Consider the following 24,137-nt stretch of genomic DNA (forward strand, 5'->3'; position numbering starts at 1 on the left):
ATAGGCGATGGGCCCTACCGGGTTACTGACCTTAGCCAAACTCCGAATGCCGGTAAGTGAGAGCACGGCAGTGAGACTGTGGGGGATAAGCTCCATGGTCGAGAGGGAAACAGCCCAGAGCATCGACTAAGGCCCCTAAGCGTACGCTAAGTGGGAAAGGATGTGGAGTCGCAGAGACAACCAGGAGGTTGGCTTAGAAGCAGCCACCCTTGAAAGAGTGCGTAATAGCTCACTGGTCAAGTGATTCCGCGCCGACAATGTAGCGGGGCTCAAGCGTACCGCCGAAGTCGTGTCATTGCAGCAATACTCCCAACGGAGGCTGTGATGGGTAGGGGAGCGTCGTGTGCCGGGTGAAGCAGCAGCGGAAGCTAGTTGTGGACGGTTCACGAGTGAGAATGCAGGCATGAGTAGCGATACACACGTGAGAAACGTGTGCGCCGATTGACTAAGGGTTCCTGGGTCAAGCTGATCTGCCCAGGGTAAGTCGGGACCTAAGGCGAGGCCGACAGGCGTAGTCGATGGACAACCGGTTGATATTCCGGTACCCGCTTTGAAACGCCCAATATCGAATCAGGCGATGCTAAGTCCGTGAAGCCGTTCCGGACCCTTCGGGGAATGGAAAGTGGTGGAGCCGACGAACCAGACTTGTAGTAGGTAAGCGATGGGGTGACACAGGAAGGTAGTCCAGCCCGGGCGGTGGTTGTCCCGGGGTAAGGGTGTAGGCCGAGGGGTAGGTAAATCCGTCCCTCATGAAGGTTGAGACCTGATGCCGAGCCGATTGTGGCGAAGTGGATGATCCTATGCTGTCGAGAAAAGCCTCTAGCGAGTTTCATGGCGGCCCGTACCCTAAACCGACTCAGGTGGTCAGGTAGAGAATACCGAGGCGTTCGGGTGAACTATGGTTAAGGAACTCGGCAAAATGCCCCCGTAACTTCGGGAGAAGGGGGGCCATTCCTGGTGATGAGTCTTGCACTCTGAGCTGGGGGTGGCCGCAGAGACCAGCGAGAAGCGACTGTTTACTAAAAACACAGGTCCGTGCGAAGCCGTAAGGCGATGTATACGGACTGACGCCTGCCCGGTGCTGGAACGTTAAGGGGACCGGTTAGTGACCTTTCGGGGTTGCGAAGCTGAGAACTTAAGCGCCAGTAAACGGCGGTGGTAACTATAACCATCCTAAGGTAGCGAAATTCCTTGTCGGGTAAGTTCCGACCTGCACGAATGGCGTAACGACTTCTCGACTGTCTCAACCATAGGCCCGGTGAAATTGCACTACGAGTAAAGATGCTCGTTTCGCGCAGCAGGACGGAAAGACCCCGGGACCTTTACTACAGTTTGATATTGGTGTTCGGTTCGGCTTGTGTAGGATAGGTGGGAGACTTTGAAGCATCAACGCCAGTTGGTGTGGAGTCGCCGTTGAAATACCACTCTGGTCGTGCTGGATGTCTAACCTCGGTCCGTGATCCGGATCAGGGACAGTGTCTGATGGGTAGTTTAACTGGGGCGGTTGCCTCCCAAAGGGTAACGGAGGCGCCCAAAGGTTCCCTCAGCCTGGTTGGCAATCAGGTGTTGAGTGTAAGTGCACAAGGGAGCTTGACTGTGAGACCGACGGGTCGAGCAGGGACGAAAGTCGGGACTAGTGATCCGGCGGTGGCTTGTGGAAGCGCCGTCGCTCAACGGATAAAAGGTACCCCGGGGATAACAGGCTGATCTTCCCCAAGAGTCCATATCGACGGGATGGTTTGGCACCTCGATGTCGGCTCGTCGCATCCTGGGGCTGGAGTCGGTCCCAAGGGTTGGGCTGTTCGCCCATTAAAGCGGTACGCGAGCTGGGTTTAGAACGTCGTGAGACAGTTCGGTCCCTATCCGCTGTGCGCGTAGGAATATTGAGAAGGGCTGTCCCTAGTACGAGAGGACCGGGACGGACGAACCTCTGGTGTGCCAGTTGTCCTGCCAAGGGCATGGCTGGTTGGCTACGTTCGGGAGGGATAACCGCTGAAAGCATCTAAGCGGGAAGCCTGCTTCAAGATGAGTATTCCCACCTCCTTGAGAGGGTAAGGCTCCCAGTAGACGACTGGGTTGATAGGCCAGATGTGGAAGCCCGGTAACGGGTGGAGCTGACTGGTACTAATAGGCCGAGGGCTTGTCCTCAGTTGCTCGCGTCCACTGTGTTAGTTCTGAAGCAACGAACAGTTGCTGGTTTCTAGAGCTAGAACACATAACTACAGAGTGTGCTTGTTCGCTCGAAACCGATAGGGTTTCGGTGGTCATAGCGTTAGGGAAACGCCCGGTTACATTCCGAACCCGGAAGCTAAGCCTTTCAGCGCCGATGGTACTGCAGGGGGGACCCTGTGGGAGAGTAGGACGCCGCCGAATAATCTTTCAAAGGACCCTTGGTCCAGCGTTCAACGCTGGACCAAGGGTCCTTTTTGTTTTTCGCTTCTTTACGCCGAAGCGCGGCCACGGGTTGGTTGCGCGAGAATGACTAGCGGTACCCCGAAGACAGGAGTCACACCCATGTCCAACTCTCCCGACGATCGTCCGGAGCGCGAGCCTCGTCGCAACGACGGCGGTGACAGGGGCGGCTACCGCGGGGGCCGTGACGACCGTGGCGGCGACCGTCCCCCGTTCCGTCGTGACGACCGCGGGGGCCGGCCGGCCGGTGGTGGCGGTGGAGGCTTCCGCCGCGACGACCGCGGTGGACGTCCCGCCGGTGGCGGCGGTGGCTTCCGGCGCGACGACCGGGGCGGGGACCGTCCGTCCTACCCCCGCCGTGACGACCGTGGCGGGGAACGTGCCTCGTATCCGCGTCGTGATGACGACCGTGGTGGCTACCGGGGTGGCCGTGACGACCGGGGTGGGGACCGTCCGTCCTACCCCCGCCGTGACGATCGTGGCGGGGAACGTGCCTCGTACCCGCGCCGCGACGACCGCGGTGGCGACCGTCCTTCGTACCCGCGCCGTGACGACCGGGGTGACCGTCCGTCCTACCCGCGTCGTGATGACGACCGTGGTGGCTACCGGGGTGGCCGCGACGACCGCGGTGGCGACCGTCCGTCCTACCCCCGCCGTGACGATCGTGGTGGGGAACGTGCCTCGTACCCGCGCCGCGACGACCGCGGTGGCGACCGTCCTTCGTACCCGCGCCGTGACGACCGGGGTGACCGTCCCTCGTACCCGCGTCGTGATGACGACCGTGGTGGCTACCGGGGTGGCCGCGACGACCGCGGTGGCGACCGTCCTTCGTACCCGCGCCGTGACGACCGGGGTGACCGTCCGTCCTACCCGCGTCGTGATGACGACCGTGGTGGCTACCGGGGTGGCCGCGACGACCGCGGTGGCGACCGTCCTTCGTACCCGCGCCGTGACGACCGGGGCGACCGTCCCTCGTACCCGCGTCGTGATGACGACCGTGGCGGCTACCGGGGTGGCCGCGACGACCGCGGTGGCGAGCGTCCCTCGTACCCGCGCCGTGACGACCGGGGCGGGGACCGTGGAGGCTTCCGTGGTGGGCGTGACGACCGCGGTGGCTACCGGGGCGGCCGCGACGACCGCGGTGGCGACCGTCCCTCGTACCCGCGCCGTGACGACCGGGGTGACCGTCCGTCCTACCCGCGTCGTGATGACGACCGTGGCGGCTACCGTGGTGGCCGTGACGACCGCGGTGGCGACCGTCCCTCGTACCCGCGCCGTGACGACCGGGGCGGGGACCGTGGAGGCTTCCGTGGTGGGCGTGACGACCGCGGTGGCTACCGTGGTGGCCGTGACGACCGCGGTGGCGACCGCGGCTACCGTTCGGACCGCGACCCCGTCAAGCGGCTTCCGATCGACGAGGACGTCACCGGTCTGGAGATCGACGCCGACGTGCGTCAGGAACTGCTGAGCCTGCCCAAGGGCCTGGCGGAAGAGGTCTCGAAGAACCTGGTCATGGTCGCCCGTCTGATCGACGAGGACCCCGAGCAGGCCTACGCGTACTCGCGCATCGCCCTGCGCCTGGCCTCCCGTGTCGCCGCCGTCCGCGAGGCGGCCGGCTTCGCCGCGTACGCCACGCAGAAGTACAGCGAGGCCCTGGCGGAGTTCCGTGCCGCCAAGCGCATGACCGGTTCCGTGGAGCTGTGGCCCGTCATGGCCGACTGCGAGCGCGGTCTCGGCCGTCCCGAGCGGGCCCTGGCCATGGCCGGCGAGCCCGAGGTGCAGAAGCTCGACAAGGCCGGCCAGGTCGAGATGCGTCTGGTCGCGGCCGGCGCCCGGCGGGACCAGGGGCAGCTCGAAGCCGCCATCGTGACCCTGCAGAGCCCCGAGCTGGCGTCCAGCGCCGTCCAGCCGTGGACGGCGCGCCTGCGGTACGCCTACGCCGACGCCCTGTTGGCGGCCGGTCGTGAGGACGAGGCCCGTGAGTGGTTCGGCAAGGCCCTGGAAGCGGACAAGGACGGGTCCACCGACGCTTCCGACCGTCTCGCCGAGCTCGACGGCGTCGAGTTCGTCGACGCCGCGGACCTGTCGGACGACGAAGAGGACCTGAACGAGGACCTCGCCGAAGGCCACCGGGAAGAGGACGACCAGGACGACGAGGACGACGAGGACGAGGACCCGGCCGAGATCGCCGCGGCCGAGCGCGCCACCGACGTCACCGAGTACTACGACGAGGACGACGAGGAGTACGAGCCGCTGGAGCAGTCCGGGGCCGACGCCGACGTCCGGGGCGACAAGGCCTGAGCCACTTCGGCTCCGGCGTAGCGACGCAGAGGAGAAGGGCGGTACCCCGAACGGGGTACCGCCCTTCTCCGTGTCCGGGCGGGCTCGGCTCAGCCCAGTCCGCGCAGGACCAGGCCCGTGGCCGGCTTCGGGCCGAAGGACGTGGACTTGCGGGGCATGGTGACCCCCTGGCGGGCGAGGTCGCGCACGACCTCCTCGCGTACGGGATGCAGCAGGACGGCGGTGCCCCCGTGCCGTTCGGCCATGGCCACCGTGGACGCGGCGTCGTGGATGTAGGTGATCTGGTCGGGGGCGTCCGGGACGTGCCAGAGGGCGTCGAGCAGCGTCGCGTGCAGCACGGTCGCGTCCAGCCGGCGCCAGGCCTCGGGGCGGTCGTGGCGGACCGTGCGGTCGAGGAGGTCCAGGTCGGGATCGGTGACCAGATGGAAGGTGCCGTCGCCGGCGAGGAGGAAGGCGTTGCCGCGTTCCGCCGCGTCCGAGAGGGCGTCCAGCGCGAGCGGCAGCGGCCCGTCGACCGGGCGGACCCGGAAGTGGCCGGCGACGGCGGCCAGCGCGTCCGCGACCGGGAGGCGGCGCAGCATCCGGTGGATGGCGCGGACCTGGAGCGGGTAGCGGGCGGTGTCCACGAGGAGCACGAGGCCGAAGTCCCACGCGGTGGGCGAGCCGTGCTCCTCCTGGAGGCGCAGGTAGGTCGCCCAACGGTGGTGGCCGTCGGCGATGAGCGCCTGACGGTGGCCGAGATCCGCTGTGACGGTGGCCAGTTCGTCCGGGTCCGTGATGGCCCAGAGGCGGTGCTGGAAGCCGTCCTCGGTGGTGGTCGACAGCAGGGGCTCGCGCTGGGCGGTCCGTTCGACGACCGCCGCAGCACCCGCCCCGGGGTCGTCGCCGCGGTAGGTGAGCAGGAGGGGTTCGAGGTTGGCGGAGGTGGCCCGCATCAGGCCCGCCCGGTCGGTGACCACGTCCGGCATGACGTCCTCGTGGGGGAGGACGATGCCGGCGTCGGCGGTGGACAGGGCGAGGGCTCCGATGACGCCGCGCTGGAGCAGCCCGGCCCGGCGCTGCTCGTACACGTACAGCGCCGGCTCGGGGTCGGCGGACAGGACGCCCTGGGCGAGCCAGTCCCGCAGCGTGCGCGCGGCCTGTTCGTTGCGCGCGGCCGGGGTGCCGGCCTGGGGGAGGATCAGGCGGACGATGTTGTGCGGGTCGGCGGACTCGAGGTGGTCGACTCCGTCGGGGCGCACGACCACGTCGTACGGCGGCGAGGTGACGGCGGCGAGGCTGCCGACACGCTCGGGGACATAGCGCAGGCCATGGAACGGGATGAGGCGCAGCCCGTGGTCCGCGGTGCCAGAAGTGGTCATTGGTGCATGGTAGATCGGGTCTCTCCATGCGGGATGATCGGGGCAGTAGGGAATCGGACACGATCGATCTCACAGGGAGCGGCCAGAATGACCCGGCAGATCAGGACCAGTCCCGCGGCGTGCGACCAGAGCTTGCACCAGGCGTACGACACCGCTCTCCTGGACCTGGACGGGGTGGTGTACGCGGGCGGGCGGGCCATCGGCCACGCCGTGGAGTCCCTCGCGGCGGCCCGCGCCGACGGCATGCACCTCGCGTACGTCACGAACAACGCGCTGCGGACCCCCGAGGCCGTCGCGGAGCACCTGGGCGAGCTGGGCATCCCGACGGACGCGGCCGAGGTGATCACCTCGGCGCAGGCAGTGGCCCGGCTGATCGCCGAGCAGGTGGAGCCCGGGTCCAAGGTGCTGGTGATCGGCGGGGAGGGGCTGCGGGTCGCGCTGCGCGAACGCGGCCTGGTGCCGGTCGAGTCCGCCGAGGAGGAGGGGCTGGCGGCGGTCGCACAGGGCTACGGCGGTCCGGACCTGGCGTGGGGCCGGTTCGCGGAGGCCTCGTACGCGATCAGCCGGGGCGTGCCGTGGTACGCGTCGAACACCGACCTGACGATCCCCGGGGCGCGGGGCATCGCGCCCGGCAACGGGGCCGCGGTGCAGGTCGTACGGATCGCCACGGGCGCGGAGCCCCAGGTGGCGGGCAAGCCCCTGCCCCCGATGCATCGTGAGACGGTGCTGCGGACCGGGGCGAAGCGGCCGTTGGTCGTCGGGGACCGGCTGGACACCGACATCGAGGGCGCCTTCAACGGGGAGGTGGACTCGCTGCTGGTGCTGACCGGGGTGACCGACGCGGAGCAGCTGCTGCGGGCCGAGCCCCGGCACCGGCCGACGTACGTGGACCGGGACCTGCGCGGGCTGCTGGCCGGACAGCCGGAGGTGGTGCCGGCCGCGGAGGGATTCCGGTGCGGAGGCTGGACGGCGGTCGCGCTGAACAGCGGTGTGCTCGAACTGCGCGAGCACGACGAGGGTGGCGACGGCGACGGGGGCGGCGGGGGAGCGAAGGGTGTGGTGATCGGGGACGGCGGAGCCGGCCGGGACCCGCTGGACGGTCTGCGGGCGCTGTGCGCCGCGGCCTGGACGGCCGCCGCGGAGGACGTGTGCACGCTCGACGCGGCGAAGGCGCTGGCCAGGCTCGGTCTTTGAGGCCTCCGGAAGCCCACTCCGGGTGCAGGCTAGGCTAACCTAACCTGCGTGTTGGTTGAGAGTCCCCCCGAACCCGGGCCGCGCACGGTGCCCCCGCCGGACACCGTCGCCCGCCCTCGCCATGCCGCGCGTGCCGCGGGCCTGGCCGGCGCCCTCGCGGTGCTCGCCCTGATCTCGGTGCTGAGCATCGCCGTGGGCGCCAGGCAGATGCCCCTGGACGAGGTCTGGCACGGTCTCTTCCACTACTCGGGGACCACCTCGGACGTGGTGGTGCGGGATCTCCGGGTCCCGCGCACCCTCCTCGGGCTGATGGTCGGCCTCGGCCTCGGCCTGTCCGGGGCGGTGATGCAGGCGCTGACCCGCAACCCGCTGGCCGAGCCCGGCATCCTCGGCGTCAACGCCGGTGCCGCCGCGGCCGTCGTCTCGGCGATCAGCTTCTTCGGCGCGAGCTCGCTGAGCGAGTTCGTGTGGTGGGCCTTCCTCGGCGCGGCCGTCGTCTCGGTCGTCGTGTACGTGCTCGGCGGCAGCCGCAGCGCCACGCCGGTGCGCCTGGCGCTCGCCGGTACGGCGGCCAGCGCCGCCCTCGTCGGCTACATCAACGCGGTGCAGCTGATGGACAGCACGGCGCTGGACAAGCTGCGCTTCTGGACGGTGGGCTCGCTGGCGTCGGCCACCATGGACACCGTCCGCCAGGTCGCTCCCTTCCTGCTGGCGGGCGCGGTGCTCGCGCTGGCGCTCGGCCGGCCGCTCAACGCGATGGCGATGGGTGACGACACGGCCAGGGCGCTCGGCGCGAACCTGACGCGGACCCGGATCGGCGCGATGCTCGCCATCACCCTGCTCTGCGGTGCGGCGACCGCCGCCTGCGGGCCCATCGTCTTCATAGGCCTGATGATCCCGCACCTGGTGCGGGTCTTCACCGGACCGGACATGCGCTGGGTGCTCGCGTACTCGGCCGTCCTGTCGCCCGTCCTGCTGCTCGCCGCGGACGTCGTCGGCAGGGTCGTCACCCGGCCCGCCGAGCTCCAGGTCGGCATCGTCACCGCGCTCATCGGCGGGCCCGTCTTCATCCACCTCGTCCGGCGCAAGAGGATGGCCCAGCTGTGACCGTGACCGCCAAAGCCCGTCCCCTGCGGCTCCCGGGCGGGATGTCCCTGCGGATCGAGCGGCGCGCCCTGGCCGTCGGCGGCCTGCTCGTCCTCGTCGCCTTCGCCATGTCCGTGCTGCTGATCGGCACCGGCGACTTCGACATCGCGCCGTGGGACGTGGTACGGACCCTGCTCGGCAACGGCACCCCCGCCGACGACTTCATCGTCAACGAGCTGCGGATGCCGCGGGTGCTGGTCGCCCTGCTGGTGGGTGCGGCCCTCGGGATGGCCGGAGCCGTCTTCCAGTCGGTGACCCGCAACCCGCTCGGCTCGCCCGACCTGCTCGGCTTCTCGTACGGGTCCGCGGTCGGCGCCCTCGTCGTCATCATCCTGATGAAGGGCTCGGCGACCGAGGTCGCCGCCGGCGCGCTGCTCGGCGGCCTGCTGGCCGGCGCGGCCGTCTACCTGCTGGCGTACAAGCGGGGCATCCACGGCTACCGGCTGGTCCTGGTGGGCATCGGCGCCTCCGCCATGCTGGTGGCCGTCATCCAGTACCTGATCACCAAGGCCCAGCTCGTGGAGGCCTCGCGGGCGATGGTCTGGCTGACCGGTTCGCTGGCCGGCCGGGACTGGGCACAAGTGTGGCCGCTGCTGGCGACCTGCGCGGTGCTGTTCCCGCTCGTGCTGGGGCAGAGCCGGGCGTTGCGGATGATCGAGATGGGCGACGACGCCGCGTACGCGGTCGGGGTGCGGGTGGAGCGCACGCGGTTGCTGCTGATGACGGCCGCGATCCTGCTCACCACGGCGGCGAGCGCGGCGGCCGGGCCGATCAGCTTCGTCGCGCTGGCCGCGCCGCAGCTGGCGCGGCGGCTGACCCGCTCGCCGGGCGCCAACCTGCTGACCGCCTCCCTCATGGGCTCGGTGGTGCTGCTGCTCTCGGACTGGGCCTCGCAGCGGGCCTTCGGCGCGGACCAGCTGCCGGTGGGTGTGGTGACCGGGCTGGTCGGCGGTGTCTATCTGCTCTGGCTGCTCGTCACCGAGCGCAGGGCGGGACGTATATGAACCTCAGGAGTGCGCAAGTGCAGCGGCTGACCGCGGAGAACGTGACCCTCGGCTACGACCGGCGGGTCATCGCCGAGAACCTGTCGGTGGAGATCCCCGACCACTCCTTCACAGTGATCGTCGGCCCCAACGCCTGCGGCAAGTCCACGCTTCTGCGGGCCCTGTCGCGGATGCTGAAGCCGTCCCGGGGGCAGGTGCTGCTGGACGGGCAGGCCATCGGGACCCTGCCCGCGAAGCAGGTCGCCAAGACCCTGGGGCTGCTCCCGCAGTCCTCGATCGCGCCCGACGGCATCACGGTCGCCGACCTGGTCTCGCGCGGCCGCTACCCGCACCAGGGCCTGCTGCGCCAGTGGTCGCCCGAGGACGAGCGGATCGTGAACGGAGCGATGGCCTCGACCGGGGTCGCCGAGCTCGCCGACCGGGCCGTGGACGAGCTCTCCGGCGGGCAGCGGCAGCGCGTGTGGATTGCGATGGCGCTGGCCCAGCAGACGCCGCTGCTGCTGCTCGACGAGCCGACGACGTACCTGGACATCCAGCATCAGATCGACGTGCTGGACCTGTGCGCCGACCTGCACGAGACCCAGGGACGCACCCTCGTCGCGGTCCTGCACGACCTCAACCACGCCGCCCGCTACGCCACGCACCTGATCGCCATGCGGGGCGGGAAGGTCATCGCCGAGGGGCCGCCGCGCGAGGTGGTGACCGCGGAGCTCGTGGAGCGGGTGTTCGGGCTGCGCTGCCAGGTCATCGACGACCCGGAGACGGGTACGCCGCTGGTCATCCCGGCGGGGCGGCGCGCGCGGGCGCGGGCGGCCGCCGAGGTCCCGGAGCCGGCGGCGGGCACGGCGTAGGGCCTGTCCGGCGGATCACGGCCGGGTGGGCACTACGACGAGAGGAGGCTCTTCAGTCGCAGCAGGTCGCGGAATCCGGCCTCCAGCCTGACCCGGCCGGAGGCCCAGGCCTTCGCGAACTTCAGCTCGCCCGCGACCAGGGCGACCAGGTCGTCGCCGGCCATCGCGAGGCGGATCTCCGCCTTGCGGGCCGGCGGGCCGGGCGCCACCGCCTCCACATGGATCCGGCCCCCGTCGAGGCGGCCCGTGAACGTCTGGTCCAGGTCCGTGATGTGGCAGCTGAGGGAGCGGTCGAACGCGGCCGCGCCGCGCACGCCCTCCTCGGCCCGCGCGAGGTTGTCGGAGAGTCGGTCGAGTGCTCCACGGCACTCCTGGATCGTAGCCATCGTGATCAGGACGGTACCGCAGAGCCGTGCGGGGCCGTGGGGGCGCTTCGGGGTAGCGTCGTGGCATGACCGACGAAGCAGCCGAGATCCGGGCCGGGACCCAGAGCGCGGACGGAACCGAGGCCGGGGGCGGTGCCGGCGCGGCGGAAGAGCCCGCCGCGCCCGCGGAGCCCGCCGCGCCGGCGCCGCTCGGCGTCGTACGCACCCCCACCGGCCACACCGGGGTGGACGCGTACCTGGCGCGGCTCGCGGACGCGGACCACCTCGGGGCGGACGGACACGTCGAGGTGTACGAGGATGTCCACCGGGGGCTGCGTGAGGCGCTGACGGCGCTGGACGCACCGCCCCTCCCCGGACCGTACGAAAACAGGAGCTGAACCGAACGTGGCAGGAGTGGCACGCCGCCGCCTGGACGCCGAACTGGTACGCCGCAGCATGGCCCGCTCGCGAGAGCACGCCGCGCAGCTGATCGCCGCGGGCCGGGTGACCGTCGGCGGCACCACCGCGACCAAGGCCGCCACCCAGGTCGAGACCAGCGCGGCCCTCGTGGTCCTCAAGGACGACGACGACCCCGACTACGTCTCGCGTGGCGGACACAAGCTCGCGGGCGCCCTCGCGGCGTTCCGGCCGCAGGGGCTGCAGGTCGAGGGCCGCCGGGCGCTGGACGCGGGCGCGTCCACCGGCGGCTTCACCGACGTGCTGCTGCGCGCGGGCGTGGCCCACGTCATGGCGGTGGACGTCGGCTACGGGCAGCTCGCCTGGTCGCTGCAGAGCGACGACCGGGTCACCGTGAAGGACCGCACGAACGTGCGTGAGCTGACGGTCGAGCAGATCGACGGCATCCCGGTCGATCTCGTCGTCGGTGACCTGTCCTTCATCTCCATCGGCCTGGTGCTGCCCGCGCTGGTGCGGTGCACGGCACCGGACGCGGACCTGGTGCTGATGGTCAAGCCGCAGTTCGAGGTCGGCAAGGACCGGTTGGGCAGCGGCGGCGTGGTGCGCAGCCCCGAGCTGCGTGCCGAGGCCGTGCGCGAGGTGGCGGCCAGCGCCGCGGGGCTGGGACTGGGCGTCCTCGGAGTCACCGCCAGTCCGCTGCCGGGGCCGTCGGGGAACGTCGAGTACTTTCTGTGGCTGAGGGCGGGGGCACCGGCACTCGACCCGGCGGATGTTGACCGTGCAGTGGCGGAGGGGCCGCAGTGACAGATTCTTCGGGGGCACGCACCGTATTCCTGCTCGCGCACACCGGGCGGCCGGCGGCCATCCGCAGCGCGGAGCTGGTCGTCAAGGGCCTGCTGCGCTGCGGACTGGGCGTACGGGTCTTCGACCACGAGGCGGTGGACCTGCCGCTGCCGCAGGAGGTGGAGCTCGTCACCGAGTCCACGCCGGGAGTGCTCGACGGGTGCGAGCTGCTCGTCGTGCTGGGCGGGGACGGGACCCTGCTGCGCGGCGCCGAGTTCGCGCGCGCCTCGGGTGTGCCGATGCTGGGCGTCAACCTGGGTCGGGTCGGCTTCCTCGCCGAGGCCGAGCGCGACGACCTGGACAAGGTAGTGGACCGGGTGGTGACGCGTTCGTACGAGGTCGAGGAGCGGATGACCCTCGACGTGATCGTGCGGACGAACGGCGACGTGGTGCACCGGGACTGGGCGCTGAACGAGGCCGCAGTCCAGAAGGTGTCCCCGGAGCGGATGCTGGAGGTGGTCCTGGAGATCGACGGGCGTCCGGTGACCGGCTTCGGATGCGACGGGATCGTCTGCGCGACTCCGACCGGCTCGACGGCCTACGCCTTCTCCGCGGGCGGGCCGGTGGTCTGGCCGGAGGTGGAGGCGCTGCTGATGGTGCCCATCAGCGCCCACGCGCTGTTCGCGAAGCCGCTGGTGACCTCGCCGAACTCGGTGCTGGCGGTGGAGGTGCAGAGCGGTACCCCGCACGGGGTCTTGTGGTGCGACGGCCGGCGCACGCTGGAGCTGCCGGCCGGGGCCCGCGTGGAGGTCCGCCGGGGTGCGGTGCCGGTACGGCTCGCCCGGCTGCACCACGCGTCGTTCACGGACCGGCTCGTCGCGAAGTTCGCGCTGCCGGTGTCCGGCTGGCGGGGCGCGCCGCACTGACCGGTGCCTGGGGCTTTCGGCGGGCCGAGGGCGGCGTCCGGGGCGGAAGCAGCCCTGGCGCCCGCAAGCCCCGCCGGGTTCAAGGGCGTTGCCGCCCGGTGCCGGAGCCGAGAGCCCTAATAGCACACGCGTTCGAAGAATTCCGGGCGGGTGACGTCACATGGCACTCGGGAAACCTCGGTATCGTCGTCCCGTGCTTGAGGAGATGCGGATACGGTCGCTCGGGGTCATCGACGACGCGGTGGTCGAGCTGTCGCCCGGTTTCACCGCGGTGACCGGCGAGACCGGTGCGGGCAAGACGATGGTCGTCACCAGCCTCGGGCTGCTGCTCGGCGGGCGTGCCGACCCGGCCCTGGTGCGGATCGGGGCCAAGGCGGCGGTGGTCGAGGGCCGCATCGTCATGCGTCCGGACGCCCCTGCCGCGGTGCGCGCCGAGGAGGCGGGCGCCGAGCTCGACGACGGTGCTCTGCTGATCAGCCGGACCGTGTCCGCCGAGGGGCGCTCACGTGCCCACGTCGGCGGCCGTTCCGTGCCCGTCGGCCTGCTCGGCGAACTCGCGGACGACCTGGTCGCCGTCCACGGGCAGACCGACCAGCAGGGCCTGCTCCGGCCGGCCCGGCAGCGGCAGGCGCTCGACCGGTACGCCGGAGACGCCGTCGCCGTCCCGCTGGAGAAGTACGGCTCGGCCTACCGCAGGCTCCGGGCGGTCGCGGTGGAGCTCGACGAGATCACCACCCGGGCCCGGGAGCGGGCCCAGGAAGCCGATCTGCTGCGCTTCGGGCTCGACGAGATCGCGGCCGTGGAGCCGGTGGCCGGCGAGGACGTCGAACTGGCGGCCGAGGCGGAGCGGCTCGGGCACGCCGAGGCGCTGGCCCAGGCCGCCCAGGCGGCGCACGCCGCGCTCGCGGGCAACCCCGAGGACCCCGAGGCCATCGACGCGAACATGCTCGTGGCGGGAGCCCACCGGGCGCTGGAATCCGTACGGTCGCACGACCCGGCGCTCGGCGCGCTCGCCGAGCGGATCGGCGAGCTCGGCATCCTGATGTCGGACGTGGCGGGCGAACTGGCGGGCTACGCCGACGACCTCGACGCCGATCCGCTGCGGCTGGCCGCGGTGGAGGAGCGCCGGGCCGCCCTGACCCAGCTGACGCGCAAGTACGGCACCGCGGGCACCGTGGACGCCGTGCTGGAGTGGGCCGAACAGGGTGCGGCGCGGCTGCTGGAACTGGACGGCGACGACGAGCGGATCACCGAGCTGACCGCGGAACGCGACGGGCTGCGGTCCGAACTGTCCCTGCTGGCGCAGACGCTGACCGACGCCCGGGTGGAGGCGGCCAGCCGCTTCGCCGCCGCGGTGACGCAGGAGCTGGCATCGCTGGCGATGCCGCACGCCCGGGTGACGATCGACATCCGGCAGACGGAGGACCCCGAAGGAGTGGAGGTGGGCGGCCGTCCGGTCGCCTGCGGGCCGTCCGGCGCCGACGAGGTGGAGTTGCTGCTGGCCCCGCATCCGGGTGCCCAGCCGCGGCCGATCGCCAAGGGCGCCTCCGGCGGTGAGCTGTCCCGCGTGATGCTCGCCGTCGAGGTCGTCTTCGCGGGTACCGACCCGGTGCCCACCTACCTCTTCGACGAGGTCGACGCAGGCGTCGGCGGCAAGGCGGCCGTCGAGATCGGCCGGCGCCTGGCGCAGTTGGCCAGGTCGGCGCAGGTCGTGGTCGTCACACACCTGCCGCAGGTGGCGGCCTTCGCCGACCGGCAACTGCTGGTGGAGAAGACCAACGACGGTTCGGTCACCCGCAGCGGCGTCACCGTCCTGGAGGGGGAGGACCGGGTGCGGGAGCTGTCGCGCATGCTCGCCGGGCACGAGGACTCCGTCTCCGCACGGGCGCACGCCGAGGAACTCCTGGCCGCGGCGCGCGCCGACGGGTGAACGCGCGCATCCCCGAGGGCCCGGACCGCATGGCGTTCCGGGCCCTCCGCTTGACCGCGAAAGACCGTTTCGGACCGGAAGCGGACCGATCGGCACGTCACTCTCCGGATTCCACTTACGCCCTGTGGGTGAGGCCGTCGGGTCTGCGACCGTATCTCGCACAGGATCCGCACCCGTATGGTCCCGGAACGCGCGTGCGGACTGGCATTCTGGGCGACGTCTCTGCACTCTTCCCTCCCCCCTGGAGCTTCGGCCCGTGAGCAGCTCCCCGGTCTCCACCTCCGCCGCGGCACAGCCCTACGGGCGCCCGCTGCGCACCGTCCACGTACTCGGCGACGGTGCGGGCGCGGGCAGCTGCGCTCACGTCCGATCACTCGCCACCGGGCTCGCCGCGCGCGGGGTGCGGGTCACGGTGTGCGCACCCGTCCGGGCGGAGGGGGAGTACGACTTCACCGGCGCCGGGGCGGAGTTCGCGCCCGACGCGGTGAGCGTGCTGCGGGCCGCCTGCGCCGGTGCGGACGTCGTGCACGCGCACGGGGTGAAGGCCGGCCTGCGGGCCGCGCTGGCCCTGCGCGGGCGCCGGGTGCCGTTGGTGGTGAGCTGGCACGGCGAAGGCCGGTCGGTGCCCGGAGCGCTCGGGCGGCTGAGCCGGATGCTGGAACGGCGCGTGGCGCGGGCCGCCGCGGTGGTGCTCGGCGCCTCCTCGGACCTGGTGGACCTGGCGCGGCAGCGGGGCGCCAGGGACGCGCGGCTGGCACCCGTCGCCTTCCCGTCGGCTCCGGAAGGGGTGACCGACCCAGGCAAACTGCGGGCGGAACTCGGCGTCATGGAGCGGCCGTTGCTCGTCACGGTCGGCAGCCTCGTCGCGCACCGCGGATACTCCGTCCTGCTGGACGCGGCGCGGGAGTGGCGGGCGCTGGAGCCGACGCCGCTGCTGGTGATCGCGGGCGAAGGGCCCTTGCGGACCGAACTCGCCCGGCGGATCGAGGCGGAGGGGCTCCCGGTCCGGCTGCTCGGACGGCGCCGGGATGCGGCGCACCTGCTGGCGGCGGCCGACCTGGCGGTCCTCCCGAGCCGGTGGGAGGCCCGGGCCCTGCCGGCGCAGGAGGCGCTGCGGGCGGGCGTACCGCTGGTGGCCACGGCGGTGGGGGGCGTCCCGGAGCTGGTGGGGGAGGGTGCGGTGCTCGTCCCGCCGGGGGAGGCGGGGGCCCTCGCCTCGGCCGTGACCGGCCTCCTGGCCGATCCGGCCCGCCGGGCCGATCTGGCCGCCGCCGGGCGCGTCCAGGCCGCGACGTGGCCGTCGGAGGACGACACGGTGGCCCAGATCCTGTCCGTCTACGACGAACTGACGGAACGCACCCGCCGCTAGGGTCTGTCCGCCGGCGGCACACCCCCGGCGAAACGGCGGCGAGGCGATGCGGCGAGGCGATGGGGCGGGGCCGATGGGGCGGGGCCGGGCCGGCGGGTCGGGGACGGCGGGTCGGGGACGGCGGGTCCGGTCCGGGACGGTGCGGCTCAGCCCCGGCGGCGAGGGCGAGGGGACGCGTCAGGAAGGGCCGGCGTGGCGGCGGGCGCGGAGGGCGAGGCTCAGCGAGAGGACCGTTTCCGGGTCGTCCAGATCCGTGCCCAGCAGCTCCGAGATGCGGGCCAGCCGGTTGTAGAGGGTCTGCCGGTTCAGGTGGAGCTCACGGGCCGTCTCCGCCTTGCGGCCCGCATGGGCCAGGTACGTCTCCAACGTGGGCAGCAGCGGCGGCCGCGAGGCCCCGTCGTGCGCGCGCAGCGGGCCGATCGCCCGGTCCACGAAGGCCGCCAGGTCCGGGTGTTCGCGCAGCCGCCAGAGCAGCAGGTCGATGTCCAGACGCCGGGCGTCGTACCAGGGCCGGGCCGGCAGCCCGTGGGCCGCCGTGGCGGTCTCGGCGGCGTGCCGCAGCCCCGACGAGGCGGCCGCCCAGTCGCCCGCCACGCCGACGACCACGGCCGGCGGGGCGGTGGCCCGGTCCAGGCCCGCGCGTTCGACACCCGCCCGCAGCGCCGCAGCGACCCGGTCGGCGACCGCGGTGCGCTCCGACTCGGCCCGCAGCGACACCAGCAGCGGCACCCGGCCCTCGACCGGCCGGACGCCCAGCAGGAACGGGACCCCGACGGACGACAGCTCCTCCAGCACCGCCCTCGCCAGCACGGCCCAATTGCCCGACGGACCGAGGTCCGACAGCCGCATGACCACCGGAAGCAGCGGCCCGGCACCCGGCCTGAAACCCAGCACGCGGGCCTGCGCCGGCGCGTCCTCCGCCGAGATGCGGCCCTCCGCGAGGTCGGTCAGGAAGTCGCCGCGGCCGCGCGCCGCCAGCTCCTCCTCCTGCCGCGCCTGCATCAGGACCACGGCCAGCACGCCCGCCGTACGCTCCGCCGCCATCCGGTGCACCGGCAGCAGCGGGGCCGAGACGCCGACCAGGACGACCCGGGCCCGGACCGAGCCCGAGCCGTGGCCACCGCCCGGTACGTCGATCACCACAGTGTTCGCCGACGGCTCGGCCTCGCGCTGGCCGCGCAGCCCCTCCCACACCTGGAGCGGGTCCGCCCCCGGGTCCCCGGCCGCGCTGGCAGCCGCGTACAGCAACTGCCCCTCGGGGGTCTCCAGGAACACCGGGTTCCCCGTGAAGTCGGCCAGGATGCGCAGGACCTGCGGGATGCCGCCGCCGCCCAACAGGGCCTCCGTGCACCGCCGGTGGACCTCCTCGGCCCGCTGGAGCAGGGCGTAGTGGCCGTTGACGATCTCGGTGTGGACCTCTTCGGTGACCGTGACGAAGGGGACCTCCCGGTGGAGCTGCACCAGAGGCAGTCCCGCGGCGCGCGCCGTCTCCACGATCGTCGCGGGCAGCCGCGTGAACCGCGGGCCCAGCTCGACGACCAGCGCGGCGATGCCCCGGTCCGCGAGGCGGCGTACGAAGGCCCGCTGCTCGGCGGGCCGGGCGCCCAGGCCCAGGCCCGTGGTCAGCAGCAGTTCGCCGCCCTTGAGCAGGGAGGCGATGTTCGGCACCTCGCCCGCGTGCACCCAGCGGACCGTGCGGCCCAGCCGGTCGGCGCAGGCCACCACCTCCGGCAGGCCGCTGCGCAGCCCGGGCAGTTCCAGTGCCCGCTGAACGGTGATCCCGCCCTGGTTCTCCATGTCGCGGGACGCTACCAGGGGGTCAGGCCGGGCGGATGTTGTGGTTGAAGCGGAAGACGTTGTCCGGGTCGTACCGGCGCTTCACCCGCCCCAGCCGCCGCATGTTGTCCGCGCCGAGTCCGGAGACCACCCGGTCCGCGCCCTCGTCCCCGGTGAAGTTCAGGTACACCGCGCCGGTGCTCCACGGCTGCGCGTCCGCGCGGACGTCCTTGACCCACTGCCGGCAGCGTTCGTCGTCGGCCGGATCCTCCCAGATCCCGAACGGGTGCACCGCCCAGGGGGAGTCCCGGTACGGCACCGGATAGTCGGCCGGGCCGGAGGCGATCGCGCCGCCCTGCGGGAACAGGATGTGCTGGGTTCCGGTGGGCACCGGCATCGACGAGGCACGGGAGCAGAACACGTCCACGTACGCGTCGGGTGCGCCGGTCAGGTACTCGGCCGACCAGTAGTTCCGCATCCCCGGCGGGTCGTCGATCATGCACTGGAGGTCGGCGTACGCGATGCCGGTGACCATCGCCGCCTCGTGCGGCACCGCGAGCAGCGGCTCGGCGAGCCCTCGCAGCCGCTCCTCCGGGCCCGCGTACGTCAGCAGCGCCGCGCACAGCAGCTTCCCCGCGAGGTGCGGGGGCACGAAGTCGTCGTCCGGAGGGCCGGTCAGGTAGATCACGCCCCCGCTCGCCTCCGCCGGCCCGGCCTCGATGAGGTCCCGGTAGGTCCGCACCACCTCGGGGCCGTTCTCCGGCAGGTACAGGACGAACGCGATCGCCATGGCGGGCAGTTCGTGCAGCCGCAGGGTGATCGCGGTGGCCACGCCGAAGTTGCCGCCGCCGCCGTGCAGGGCCCAGAACAGCTCGGGGTGCTCCTCCGCGGTGGTCTCCACGACCGAGCCGTCGGCGGTCACCAGCTCCACGCCCAGCAGGTTGTCCACGGCCAGCCCACAGGTGCGGTCCAGCCAGCCGCTGCCGCCCCCCAGGACGAAGCCGCCCACCCCGGTGGTGGAGGCCCGGCCGCCGGTGGTGGCCAGGCCGTACGGGGCGCAGGCCCGGTCCAGGTGGCTCATCGTCGCCCCGCCCTCGATCCGGACCGCGCGGGCACCCGGGTGGACGGTGACCTCGTGCATCCGGCGCAGGTCGACCACCAGGGCTCCATCACCGAGAGCGGAACCGGAGACGCTGTGCCCGCCGCCGCGCACCGCGATCTTCAGGTCCAGGTCCCTCCCGAAGCGCACGGCGGTGACCACGTCCTCCGCGCTCTCGCACTGGGCGATGACGGCGGGCCTTCGGTCGATCATCGCGTTGAAGACGGTCCGGGCCTCGTCGTAGCCCGGATCCTCCGGAGCGAACACCTCGCCGGACAGATCCTCGCGGAGCGCGGTCAGGGCCGCGCCCGCCTTCGAGAGGGGAGCCATGGCTGCCCCCTTCCAACAGACGGAGGGCATAAGACCCTTCCAGCCTAGGCCCGGAGGATCACCGGGGCGCGGTGAACACCGCGCCCGCCCGCACCGCCGTCGGGTCAGGAGCGCACGGGCCCTCAGCCGCCGTACGCCCCGCTCGCGGTCAGCCGCAGTGCCGTGTCGATCAGCGGAACGTGGCTGAACGCCTGCGGGAAGTTGCCCACCTGACGCTGGAGCCGCGGGTCCCACTCCTCCGCCAGCAGGCCCAGGTCGTTGCGCAGCGCCAGCAGCCGCTCGAACAGCCGCCGCGCCTCGTCCACCCGGCCGATCATCGCCAGGTCGTCGGCCATCCAGAACGAGCAGGCGAGGAAGGCCCCTTCGTCACCTTCGAGGCCGTCCACGCCGGCTTCCTCACCGGCCGTCGGGTAACGCAGGATGAAGCCGTCTGCCGTGGACAGCTCGCGCTGGATCGCCTCGATGGTGCCGATCACCCGCTTGTCGTCCGGGGGCAGGAACCCCATCTGCGGGATCAGCAGCAGCGAGGCGTCCAGCTCCTTGGACCCGTACGACTGCGTGAAGGTGTTGCGTTCCTTGTCGTAGCCCTTCTCGCACACGTCCTGGTGGATCTCGTCGCGCAGCTCCCGCCACCGCTCCAGCGGTCCGTCCGCGTCCCCGCTCTCGATCAGCTTGATCGTGCGGTCCACGGCCACCCACGCCATCACCTTCGAGTGCACGAAGTGCCGGCGCGGGCCGCGCACCTCCCAGATGCCCTCGTCCGGCTCCGACCAGTGCGTCTCCAGGTAGCGGATCAGCTTGAGCTGGAGCACCGAGGCGTAGTCGCTGCGGGCCAGGCCGGTCATGTGGCCCAGGTGGAGGGCTTCGGTGACCTCGCCGTACACGTCGAGCTGGAGCTGGCCCGCAGCGCCGTTGCCGACCCGGACCGGGCGCGAGCCCTCGTAGCCGGGAAGCCAGTCCAGCTCGGTCTCGCCGAGCTCCCGCTCGCCCGCGATCCCGTACATGATCTGCAGGTTCTCCGGGTCGCCGGCCACCGCGCGCAGCAGCCACTCGCGCCAGGCGCGGGCCTCCTCGCGGTAGCCGGTGCGCAGCAGTGAGGAGAGGGTGATGGCCGCGTCCCGCAGCCAGGTGTAGCGGTAGTCCCAGTTGCGGACCCCGCCGATCTCTTCCGGGAGGGAGGTGGTCGGCGCGGCGACGATCCCGCCCGTGGGGCCGTACGTGAGGGCCTTGAGCGTGATCAGGGAGCGGACCACGGCTTCCCGGTAGGGCCCGTGGTAGGTGCACTGGTCCACCCACTCGCGCCAGAACTCGGCGGTCGACTCCAGGGCCGCCTCGGCGTCGGGGGCCTCGGGTGCCCCGCGGTGCGAGGCCTGCCAGCTGATGCTGAAGGCGACCCGGTCGCCGGGCCCGACGGTGAAGTCCGCGTACGTCGTGAGGTCCTTGCCGTAGGTCTCCGCGTCGGTGTCCAGCCAGACCGAGTCGGGCCCGGCGACGGCCACGGTGCGTCCGTCGACCTTGTGCACCCACGGCACCACCCGCCCGTAGCTGAAGCGCATCCGCAGGGTCGAGCGCATGGGGACGCGCCCGCCGAGGCCTTCGACGATGCGGATCAGCTGCGGTGCGTGGTGCTCGCGCGGCGGCATGAAGTCGATCACCCGGACGCTGCCCCGCGGGGTGTCCCACTCGGACTCCAGCACCAGCGAGTCGCCGCGGTAGCGTCGGCGGGTGGCGCGCGGGGCCTCGGAGCCCGCCGGGAACACCGGCCCGATCCGCCAGAACCCGTGATCCTCGGTGCCGAGAATGCTCGCGAACACGGCATGGGAGTCGAAGCGGGGCAGACACAGCCAGTCCACAGCCCCGTCCCGGCAGACCAGTGCCGCGGTCTGCATGTCCCCGATCAGTGCGTAATCCTCGATGCGCCCGGACACGTGCATCTCCAGTCGAACGGCCACGTCCGCCCCGAAGGGCGCTTGCATTGCGCGTCTGCGCGGTCTCCTGTGTGCAGGGATCCCCGCGTGAGCCCATGATTCCGTATATCGGCTCGGTTAGGCCGTCCGACGGACTGCCCGGCGGTGATGTGTGCAATATCCGAGCAGGATATGACGGCACCCTAGTGATCTTCTCCAGGCCGCGGGCAATGCCGTTGGGCCGAACGGGTGAGTCGCGCGACTGCCGCCCCGGCGCACTTCGGCGCTCTGCTACGAGCCGTCGACGGCGCGTGGCCGGAGGCGGACCGGTCCGGGCGCTGATAGGCTGGTACCCCGTGGACCGGTGGTCTGCCTGTGCGAATCAGGGGCCCCGAAACCGCAGCTTCGGCGCCCCCTGAAACCCTTCCGGATCGATGGTGGCCGGCGCTGGAAGCACCTCACTTCGCGACCACGGGAGCCCCCTCTTGGCGATGCCGCCCGCTGCTTTCCGAAACAGCACAGCCATGACGACCAAGCACATCTTCGTCACCGGGGGTGTCGCTTCCTCCCTCGGCAAGGGCCTGACGGCCTCCAGCCTGGGTGCGCTCCTGAAGGCGCGCGGTCTGCGGGTCACCATGCAGAAGCTCGACCCGTACCTGAACGTCGACCCCGGCACGATGAACCCGTTCCAGCACGGTGAGGTGTTCGTCACCAACGACGGCGCGGAGACCGACCTGGACATCGGCCACTACGAGCGCTTCCTCGACGTCGACCTCGACGGCTCGGCCAACGTCACCACCGGCCAGGTGTACAACACCGTCATCGCCAAGGAGCGGCGCGGCGAGTACCTCGGCGACACCGTGCAGGTCATCCCGCACATCACCAACGAGATCAAGCACCGCATCCGCCGCATGGCGACCGACGACGTCGACGTCGTCATCACCGAGGTCGGCGGCACCGTCGGCGACATCGAGTCGCTGCCGTTCCTGGAGACCGTCCGCCAGGTCCGCCACGAGGTCGGCCGGGACAACGTCTTCGTCGTGCACATCTCGCTGCTGCCCTACATCGGCCCCTCCGGCGAGCTGAAGACCAAGCCGACCCAGCACTCCGTCGCCGCCCTGCGCAACATCGGCATCCAGCCCGACGCCATCGTGCTGCGCGCCGACCGCGACGTGCCCACCAGCATCAAGCGCAAGATCTCGCTGATGTGCGACGTGGACGAGGCGGCCGTGGTCGCGGCCATCGACGCCAAGTCGATCTACGACATTCCCAAGGTCCTGCACACCGAGGGCCTGGACGCGTATGTCGTCCGCAAGCTGGACCTGCCCTTCCGCGACGTCGACTGGACCGTCTGGGAGGACCTCCTCGACCGGGTCCACAACCCCGACCACGAGGTCAAGGTCGCGCTCGTCGGCAAGTACATCGACCTGCCCGACGCCTACCTGTCGGTGACCGAGGCACTGCGCGCCGGCGGCTTCGCCAACAAGGCCCGCGTCCAGATCAAGTGGGTCACCTCCGACGACTGCCGGACCCCCGCCGGCGCGGCGGCCCAGCTGTCCGACGTGGACGCGATCTGCGTGCCCGGCGGCTTCGGCGACCGCGGCGTGAACGGCAAGGTCGGCGCGATCACCTACGCCCGCGAGAACAAGATCCCGCTGCTCGGCCTGTGCCTGGGCCTGCAGTGCGTGGTCATCGAGGCCGCGCGCAACCTCGCGGGTATCGAGGACGCCAACTCCACCGAGTTCGACGCCTCCACCCCGCACCCGGTCATCTCGACCATGGAGGAGCAGCTGGCCTTCGTCGAGGGCGCTGGCGACCTGGGCGGCACCATGCGCCTGGGCATGTACCCGGCGAAGCTCGCCGAGGGCTCCATCGTGCGCGAGGTCTACGGCGACGAGGCCTACGTGGACGAGCGCCACCGCCACCGCTACGAGGTCAACAACGCCTACCGCGGCGAGCTGGAGAAGAAGGCCGGCCTCGTCTTCTCCGGCACCTCCCCGGACAACAAGCTCGTCGAGTACGTCGAGTACCCGCGTGAGGTCCACCCCTACCTGGTGGCCACCCAGGCCCACCCGGAGCTGCGCTCGCGCCCGACCCGCCCGCACCCGCTGTTCGCGGGTCTGGTCAAGGCGGCCGTGGAGCGGCAGCAGGCCGCCAAGTGAGTGCCTGACCGCATAACGTAGACGGCCGGGGTACGGACAAGGATCCGTGCCCCGGTCGTCGCGCGTTGTGGAGGACTTCGGGGCATGATCATCAAGGACACGTCGGAATCCTGGGAGACACTGTCGACCCGGCGGCCCTTCCAGGGCGCCAAGACGGCGGTGGACTCCGACGAGGTCCGGATGCCGGACGGCTCGACCGCCCGCCGCGACTACCAGGTGCACCCCGGCTCGGTGTGCGTGCTCGCGCTGGACGAGGAGGGGCGGGTCCTGGTCCTCAGCCAGTACCGGCACCCGGTGCGGCGCAGGCTGTGGGAGCTGCCGGCCGGACTGCTGGACGTCCCCGGGGAGAACCCGCTGGTCGGCGCTCAGCGCGAGCTCTACGAGGAGGCGCACGTCAAGGCGGAGGACTGGCGGGTGCTGGTCGATTTCTACGCCTCGCCCGGCGGGTCGGACGAGGCGATCCGGGTCTTCCTCGCGCGCGGTGTCTCCGAGGCGGACGGCGAGCGCTACTCCGAGTCCGGCTCGGAGGAGGCGGACATGGAAGTGACCTGGGTGCCGCTGGCGGAGCTGGCCCGGGGGATCCTGGCGGGCGAGCTCGGCAACCCGGGGCTGGTAGCCGGGGTGCTGGCGCTGTCCGCCGCACTCGCCTCCGACGGCGGCGTCGACGCCCTGCGCCCGGCCCTCGCCCCGTGGCCGGCCCGCCCGTACGAGGTGTAGCCGGGCATCCCGGCCGCTATCCGGGCATCCCGGCCGGGCCGCCGCGCCCTCGGCCGGGCGGCGCGGGACCGCGGGGGACGGCGGGGC

Annotated in this window: 17 protein-coding genes, 2 rRNA genes and 1 pseudogene (1 of these 20 only partly in view); 15 read left to right on the plus strand and 5 right to left on the minus strand. The window is 71.6% G+C overall.

The features are described from left to right. From AW27_RS26765 to AW27_RS26780, 4 genes and pseudogenes are all read left to right on the plus strand, one after another. A 23S ribosomal RNA gene (locus AW27_RS26765) occupies positions 1 to 2,148 on the plus strand; it begins 971 nt to the left of the window's first position. A 108-nt stretch (positions 2,149 to 2,256) separates the two neighbouring features. After that, positions 2,257 to 2,373, plus strand: a 5S ribosomal RNA gene (gene rrf, locus AW27_RS26770). A 105-nt stretch (positions 2,374 to 2,478) separates the two neighbouring features. Further along, positions 2,479 to 3,801, plus strand: a pseudogene (locus AW27_RS34455) (hypothetical protein); the annotation flags it as partial. A 60-nt stretch (positions 3,802 to 3,861) separates the two neighbouring features. Continuing rightward, positions 3,862 to 4,713 (plus strand): tetratricopeptide repeat protein, encoded by an 852-nt coding sequence (locus AW27_RS26780; RefSeq protein WP_037926385.1) that lies wholly within the window; start codon positions 3,862 to 3,864, stop codon positions 4,711 to 4,713. Positions 4,714 to 4,802: 89 nt separating this feature from the next. Here AW27_RS26780 and AW27_RS26785 read toward each other — a convergent pair whose 3' ends face one another. After that, positions 4,803 to 6,074, minus strand: coding sequence for a DUF1015 family protein (locus AW27_RS26785; RefSeq protein WP_037925601.1), 1,272 nt, complete (start codon positions 6,072 to 6,074; stop codon positions 4,803 to 4,805). 87 nt (positions 6,075 to 6,161) lie between these two features. Here AW27_RS26785 and AW27_RS26790 point away from each other — a divergent pair, with 87 nt between their 5' ends. From AW27_RS26790 to AW27_RS26805, 4 genes are read left to right on the plus strand one after another with little or no spacing between them, the layout of a single operon-like run. Next, a complete protein-coding gene (locus AW27_RS26790) occupies positions 6,162 to 7,268 on the plus strand; it encodes an HAD-IIA family hydrolase (RefSeq protein ID WP_037925604.1) in 1,107 nt (368 codons plus the stop codon). Between the two features lie 48 nt (positions 7,269 to 7,316). Beyond that, the gene (locus AW27_RS26795) at positions 7,317 to 8,375 is read left to right on the plus strand and encodes a FecCD family ABC transporter permease (RefSeq protein WP_370466579.1); all 1,059 of its coding nucleotides are present in this window, start codon (positions 7,317 to 7,319) and stop codon (positions 8,373 to 8,375) included. Positions 8,376 to 8,416: 41 nt separating this feature from the next. Next, positions 8,417 to 9,418 (plus strand): FecCD family ABC transporter permease, encoded by a 1,002-nt coding sequence (locus AW27_RS26800; RefSeq protein WP_078556897.1) that lies wholly within the window; start codon positions 8,417 to 8,419, stop codon positions 9,416 to 9,418. Beyond that, the gene (locus tag AW27_RS26805) at positions 9,415 to 10,269 is read left to right on the plus strand and encodes an ABC transporter ATP-binding protein (RefSeq protein ID WP_106967648.1); all 855 of its coding nucleotides are present in this window, start codon (positions 9,415 to 9,417) and stop codon (positions 10,267 to 10,269) included. Before AW27_RS26800 ends, AW27_RS26805 begins: the two co-directional genes overlap by 4 nt. Before the next feature lie 32 nt (positions 10,270 to 10,301). On the opposite strand, the gene AW27_RS26810 is transcribed toward AW27_RS26805, so the two are convergent. Then, positions 10,302 to 10,655 (minus strand): SCP2 sterol-binding domain-containing protein, encoded by a 354-nt coding sequence (locus AW27_RS26810; protein ID WP_037925612.1) that lies wholly within the window; start codon positions 10,653 to 10,655, stop codon positions 10,302 to 10,304. A gap of 65 nt (positions 10,656 to 10,720) precedes the next feature. Here AW27_RS26810 and AW27_RS26815 point away from each other — a divergent pair, with 65 nt between their 5' ends. The 5 genes from AW27_RS26815 (at position 10,721) to AW27_RS26835 (ending at position 16,059) form a co-directional block, all read left to right on the plus strand. Next, a complete protein-coding gene (locus tag AW27_RS26815; protein WP_236647768.1) occupies positions 10,721 to 11,032 on the plus strand; it encodes a hypothetical protein in 312 nt (103 codons plus the stop codon). A gap of 7 nt (positions 11,033 to 11,039) precedes the next feature. Beyond that, positions 11,040 to 11,855 (plus strand): TlyA family RNA methyltransferase, encoded by an 816-nt coding sequence (locus AW27_RS26820; RefSeq protein ID WP_037925614.1) that lies wholly within the window; start codon positions 11,040 to 11,042, stop codon positions 11,853 to 11,855. Then, positions 11,852 to 12,760, plus strand: coding sequence for an NAD kinase (locus AW27_RS26825; protein ID WP_037925616.1), 909 nt, complete (start codon positions 11,852 to 11,854; stop codon positions 12,758 to 12,760). The genes AW27_RS26820 and AW27_RS26825 overlap by 4 nt, the downstream gene beginning before the upstream one ends. Positions 12,761 to 12,965: 205 nt before the next feature. Next, positions 12,966 to 14,690, plus strand: a complete 1,725-nt coding sequence (recN, locus tag AW27_RS26830; RefSeq protein WP_037925618.1) for a DNA repair protein RecN — start codon at positions 12,966 to 12,968, stop codon at positions 14,688 to 14,690. Positions 14,691 to 14,946: 256 nt separating this feature from the next. Continuing rightward, positions 14,947 to 16,059, plus strand: coding sequence for a glycosyltransferase family 4 protein (locus AW27_RS26835; RefSeq protein WP_037925621.1), 1,113 nt, complete (start codon positions 14,947 to 14,949; stop codon positions 16,057 to 16,059). Positions 16,060 to 16,236: 177 nt separating this feature from the next. Here the strand turns inward: AW27_RS26835 and AW27_RS26840 are convergent, their stop codons facing one another. From AW27_RS26840 to AW27_RS26850, 3 genes are all read right to left on the minus strand, one after another. Then, the gene (locus AW27_RS26840; protein ID WP_037925623.1) at positions 16,237 to 17,856 is read right to left on the minus strand and encodes a PucR family transcriptional regulator; all 1,620 of its coding nucleotides are present in this window, start codon (positions 17,854 to 17,856) and stop codon (positions 16,237 to 16,239) included. A gap of 22 nt (positions 17,857 to 17,878) precedes the next feature. Next, positions 17,879 to 19,264: an FAD-binding oxidoreductase gene (locus AW27_RS26845; protein WP_037925625.1), complete on the minus strand. Its 1,386-nt coding sequence runs from the start codon at positions 19,262 to 19,264 to the stop codon at positions 17,879 to 17,881. 122 nt (positions 19,265 to 19,386) lie between these two features. Beyond that, positions 19,387 to 21,216 carry a glycoside hydrolase family 15 protein gene (locus AW27_RS26850; RefSeq protein ID WP_172671373.1) on the minus strand — a complete coding sequence of 610 codons (1,830 nt, stop codon included), beginning with the start codon at positions 21,214 to 21,216 and terminating at the stop codon, positions 19,387 to 19,389. Positions 21,217 to 21,662: 446 nt separating this feature from the next. On the opposite strand from AW27_RS26850, the gene AW27_RS26855 reads away from it, so the two are divergent. Both AW27_RS26855 and AW27_RS26860 read left to right on the plus strand, forming a co-directional pair. Beyond that, positions 21,663 to 23,333: a CTP synthase gene (locus AW27_RS26855; protein WP_037925628.1), complete on the plus strand. Its 1,671-nt coding sequence runs from the start codon at positions 21,663 to 21,665 to the stop codon at positions 23,331 to 23,333. 84 nt (positions 23,334 to 23,417) lie between these two features. Next, on the plus strand, positions 23,418 to 24,050 hold the full coding sequence (locus AW27_RS26860; RefSeq protein ID WP_304949920.1) for an NUDIX domain-containing protein: 633 nt from the start codon (positions 23,418 to 23,420) through the stop codon (positions 24,048 to 24,050). The last annotated feature ends 87 nt before the right edge of the window (positions 24,051 to 24,137 follow it).

The sequence above is a fragment of the Streptomyces sp. PCS3-D2 genome, from assembly GCF_000612545.2.
GTDB lineage: Bacteria > Actinomycetota > Actinomycetes > Streptomycetales > Streptomycetaceae > Streptomyces.

Bases quoted from the DNA above. Each gene is read 5' to 3' on its own strand.
- AW27_RS26845 (WP_037925625.1), bottom strand. From the start codon at position 19,264: ATGGCTCCCCTCTCGAAGGCGGGCGCGGCCCTGACCGCGCTCCGCGAG.
- AW27_RS26805 (WP_106967648.1), top strand. From the start codon at position 9,415: ATGAACCTCAGGAGTGCGCAAGTGCAGCGGCTGACCGCGGAGAACGTG.
- AW27_RS26790 (WP_037925604.1), top strand. From the start codon at position 6,162: ATGACCCGGCAGATCAGGACCAGTCCCGCGGCGTGCGACCAGAGCTTG.
- AW27_RS26810 (WP_037925612.1), bottom strand. From the start codon at position 10,655: ATGGCTACGATCCAGGAGTGCCGTGGAGCACTCGACCGACTCTCCGAC.
- AW27_RS26855 (WP_037925628.1), top strand. From the start codon at position 21,663: ATGCCGCCCGCTGCTTTCCGAAACAGCACAGCCATGACGACCAAGCAC.
- AW27_RS26815 (WP_236647768.1), top strand. From the start codon at position 10,721: ATGACCGACGAAGCAGCCGAGATCCGGGCCGGGACCCAGAGCGCGGAC.
- AW27_RS26785 (WP_037925601.1), bottom strand. From the start codon at position 6,074: ATGACCACTTCTGGCACCGCGGACCACGGGCTGCGCCTCATCCCGTTC.
- AW27_RS26860 (WP_304949920.1), top strand. From the start codon at position 23,418: ATGATCATCAAGGACACGTCGGAATCCTGGGAGACACTGTCGACCCGG.
- AW27_RS26800 (WP_078556897.1), top strand. From the start codon at position 8,417: ATGTCCCTGCGGATCGAGCGGCGCGCCCTGGCCGTCGGCGGCCTGCTC.
- AW27_RS26840 (WP_037925623.1), bottom strand. From the start codon at position 17,856: ATGGAGAACCAGGGCGGGATCACCGTTCAGCGGGCACTGGAACTGCCC.
- recN (WP_037925618.1), top strand. From the start codon at position 12,966: ATGCGGATACGGTCGCTCGGGGTCATCGACGACGCGGTGGTCGAGCTG.